We start from the raw sequence: 3,597 nt of genomic DNA on the forward strand, positions 1-3,597 counted from the left end.
GACGACGGCGACGACGGCGACGAGACCACGCCGCCGGACGACGGTCAGACCCCTCCGCCCGGTGACGGCGACGACGGTGACGGCGACGAGGGCGACGACGGTGAGGGTGACCAGGGCCAGACCCCCGGTGCGACCACTCCCACCACGCCGGCCCCGGCGTCGAACGCCGGTGACCCGAACCTCGCCGCGACCGGCGTCGACCTTTCGGGCTTCGTGCTCGGTGGCGCCGTCGTGACCGGGATCGGTGCTCTGGCCCTGTGGGCCGGCAGCCGCCGCCCGGGCATGGCCGAGTAACACCGCGTCCGTGTCCACGACCTGTGGGCTCTGACGTGAGGAGGGCCCCGACCACCACGGTCGGGGCCCTCCGTCATGCCGTCACGTCCGTGGCCGTAGGGCCGGGGCCAGGAGGAAGGCGGCGGCGCCTCCGACCGCGATCACCCACAGGGCACCGCCCAGGGTCACCGAGTCGGCCAGGAACCCCACCGTCGGTGGGAAGGCCAGGAACCCCACGCGGCCCAGCCACCCCACCAGGGTCACCCCGTCACCGGTGCGCACCCCCGGAACGTTCCCCGCGGCGGCCAGGGTCAGCGGGAACAGGGTGGACACGCCCAGCCCCATCACCCCGAAGCCGATGATGGTGGTGACCGGGTGCGGCAACGCCAGGGCCAGGGCCATGCCGCCGGCGGACAGAAGTCCGCTCGCGTGTCCGACGGCCACCGCCCCGAAGCGGTCGGTGACCCGGTCGCCGACGAGCCGCCCGAGCGTCATCATCGCCTGGCAGGCCACGAACGGCATGGCGGCCAGGAACAGCGCCGAGTCCAGCTCCGAGGTCATGTACACCGCGCCCCAGGAGGCGGCGGAGTCCTCGATGCCGCCCGCCATCATCAACAGCACGCCCAGGGCCAGGAGCAGTACCACGGCGCGACCGGACATGCGGACGCGGCCGCCGTCGTGGCCGTTGGTCCCGTCCTCGCGTTCGCTGTTCTCCGGTCCGGGCAGCAGCATGCGGGAGACCACCAGGTTGATCACCACGAGCACGGCGGTCACCCCGCCCAGGTGCCACAGGATGGGCACCCCCGAGCCCGCCATGGTGGCGCCGAGCAGCCCTCCGGAGACCGCGGCCAGGCTCCACACCGCGTGGAAGGTGTTGATGATGCTGCGTCGATAGCGTCGCTGCACCCGTAGACCGTGAGAGTTCTGCGCGGAGTCGGTCCAGGTGTCGGCGCAGCCCAGGACGAAGAGGGCACCCGCGAGCATCCACCAGTTCTGTGCGAGCGCGATGAATGGAAGCGCTCCCAAACTGATCAGACTCGTCCCCACCGCGGTCCGACCGCTGCCGAACCGGTGAATGAGCGGACCGGCGAGCATCCCCGTGAGGATCGCACCGAACGGCATGGCCGCGATCGCCAACCCCAGTTCCGCGTTGCTCAGCCCCAGCCCGTTCTTGATCACGGGGAGCCAGGGCACCGCGTTGGTGTAGGTGAACCCGTTCACGAAGAACAGGGTCGACACCGCGACCCGGGCACGCCTGGCCTCGGGCGGTGGTGTGGTGGACGTGTCGGTCGGGGTGTTCACGGGCGGCTCCCAGGGTGCTTTCGATGCGGGCAGATGCTATCCAGTCCGGTCATCGGATGAACAGCGTCTTGTCGCACTCGGTCCCGACGGGCTTGCCTTTCGGAGCGGAGATGTTTTACATAGGGAGCCCGTACCCCCGCCGAGGACCCGGAAAGGACCCGCCCCACATCGTTCCCGCCCCGGCCCATGCTCCAAGGCCACGCCCGCGCGACCCGTTCCCGCGTACGGCATCCCCTGACCGCCGTCTCCCTCACCCGGGTAATGCCGTGCCCCACGGTCCCGGCCGGAACCGGAAGACCTGCATGATCAACACGAGCGCGCTGCGAGACAAGCCCACCCTCAACGGCGAGAACGTGTCCCTGGTCCCCCTCGGCCCGGAACACACCGATGCCTACTTCGCCGCGGGACTGGACGAGGAGGTCCGCCGGCTCACGGGTTCGCACGGACACCTGACCTATGAGCAGGCGCGCCGGTGGTGTCACAGCCGCGCCGAAGGGGAGGACCGCCTGGACCTGGCGATCACCGAACCCAAGGGCGGCCGCTACCTCGGTGAGCTCTCCATCTACTCGGTGTCCCCGGAGAACGAGACCGCCGGTTATCGCATAGCGCTGTCGGCCATCGAGTTCACCGGCAAGGGGTTGGGCCGGGAGGCCACCCAACTGGTCATGCGCTACGCCTTCGAGGAGATCGGCCTGCACCGGCTCTGGCTCCAGGTGTACGCGTTCAACATGCGGGCCATCGCCGTCTACCGTTCCTGCGGATTCTACGTCGAGGGTCGACTACGCGAGTCACTGCTGTGGGAGGGGCGCAGACACGACGCGCTGCTGATGGCGGTGCTGCGCGACGGCTTCCGACCGGCCTGACACCACTCGGTCGGCCGCCTCGCCTCTCCGGTGGCGGGTGCGCGGCCCCGGAACGGGGCGCGGGTTTTGCCCGGACTCGGGGTTGTAATCCGTGTACGGCGGGGTATGCCGGTAGCACTTTGCGAGCGGCGTGATCCACGGACAGCCGGAAGGAGGGGTGTCGGGTCCCATGGTCCCGACACAGGCGATGACATGAACCCGGTACCCGTATCCCTGCCCTTCACCGACCGGACCGAGGCGGGTCGACGCCTCACCGATCGCGTGCGCCCCTACGCGGTCGACGACCCGATCGTGCTGGCCCTGCCACGCGGTGGCGTGCCCGTGGGCGCCGAGCTCGCGCGCGGTCTCGGCGCGGAGTTCGACGTCCTCATGGTGCGCAAGATCGGCCTGCCAGGCCGCCCCGAGACCGGGGTCGGCGCCATCACCGAGGACGGTCACGTCCTCTACGACGACCTCGCTCTGGCCCGGATGCGCATTCCTCGCCAGGCGTTGTCCGACACCGTCGTCTCCGAACGAGAGGAGCTCGACCGTCGTCGCCGCGTCTACCGGGGCGAGCGTTCCATGCCTCGGATCACCGGCCGCGACTGCGTGGTCGTCGACGATGGGGTGGCCACCGGCGGCACCGCCCGTGCCGCGCTGAGGATGGTGCGCCAGGCCGGCCCCTCCAGTCTGGTTCTGGCGGTACCGGTGGCCTCGCCCGAGGCACTGGAGACCCTCAAGGGGGAGGCCGACGCCGTGGTGGTGATCGGCGCACCGGACAACTTCCGCGCCGTGGGGGAGTGGTATCGGGACTTCGACCAGCTCTCGGACGACCACGTCACCACGATCCTGACCGAACTGGAACGCTCGCGCCCCAGGCCCGAGGTGGCCCGCGCGGTGCGGATTCGCGCGGGGCAGGTCTACCTCGACGGCGACCTCACCATGCCCATGGCCCTGCGCGGTGTGGTGGTGATGGCCTTCGGCCGTGGACGAGGGGACCCCGAAGGACGGGCGATCGCGGCCTCCTTGCAACGGGCCGGATACGCCACCCTGCTGTTGGACCTGCTGACCGGGGACGACGGTGACGACGAGGGGGAGACCGAGGTTCTGGGGGAGCGGTTGGGCGCGGCGGTCACCTGGTTGCGCCGGGCCACCGACGCGGCCGGCGAACCCCTGGGCA

Annotated in this window: 3 protein-coding genes and 1 pseudogene; 3 read left to right on the forward strand and 1 reads right to left on the reverse strand. The window is 70.7% G+C overall.

All coding sequences use genetic code 11. From position 1 onward, the window contains the following. A pseudogene (locus K8V84_RS06145) lies at window positions 1-294 on the forward strand (hypothetical protein); the annotation flags it as partial. Between the two features lie 81 nt (window positions 295-375). On the opposite strand, the gene K8V84_RS06150 reads toward K8V84_RS06145, so the two are convergent. After that, entirely contained in the window at window positions 376-1,575 is a 1,200-nt protein-coding gene (locus K8V84_RS06150) for an MFS transporter (protein ID WP_304071568.1), read from the reverse strand. Between the two features lie 302 nt (window positions 1,576-1,877). Between K8V84_RS06150 and K8V84_RS06155 the strand changes: the two genes are divergently transcribed. Then, window positions 1,878-2,438 carry a GNAT family N-acetyltransferase gene (locus tag K8V84_RS06155; protein ID WP_304071571.1) on the forward strand — a complete coding sequence of 187 codons (561 nt, stop codon included), beginning with the start codon at window positions 1,878-1,880 and terminating at the stop codon, window positions 2,436-2,438. A gap of 192 nt (window positions 2,439-2,630) precedes the next feature. Next, window positions 2,631-3,597: phosphoribosyltransferase (locus K8V84_RS06160; protein ID WP_304071573.1), on the forward strand; the 967-nt coding region annotated here is incomplete at its 3' end.

The sequence above is a fragment of the Nocardiopsis listeri genome (assembly GCF_020741345.1).
GTDB classification, from domain to species: Bacteria; Actinomycetota; Actinomycetes; order Streptosporangiales; family Streptosporangiaceae; genus Nocardiopsis; species Nocardiopsis listeri_A.

Excerpts from the sequence above, each read along its gene's own strand:
- K8V84_RS06155 (WP_304071571.1), top strand. The coding sequence starts at position 1,878 with ATGATCAACACGAGCGCGCTGCGAGACAAGCCCACCCTCAACGGCGAG.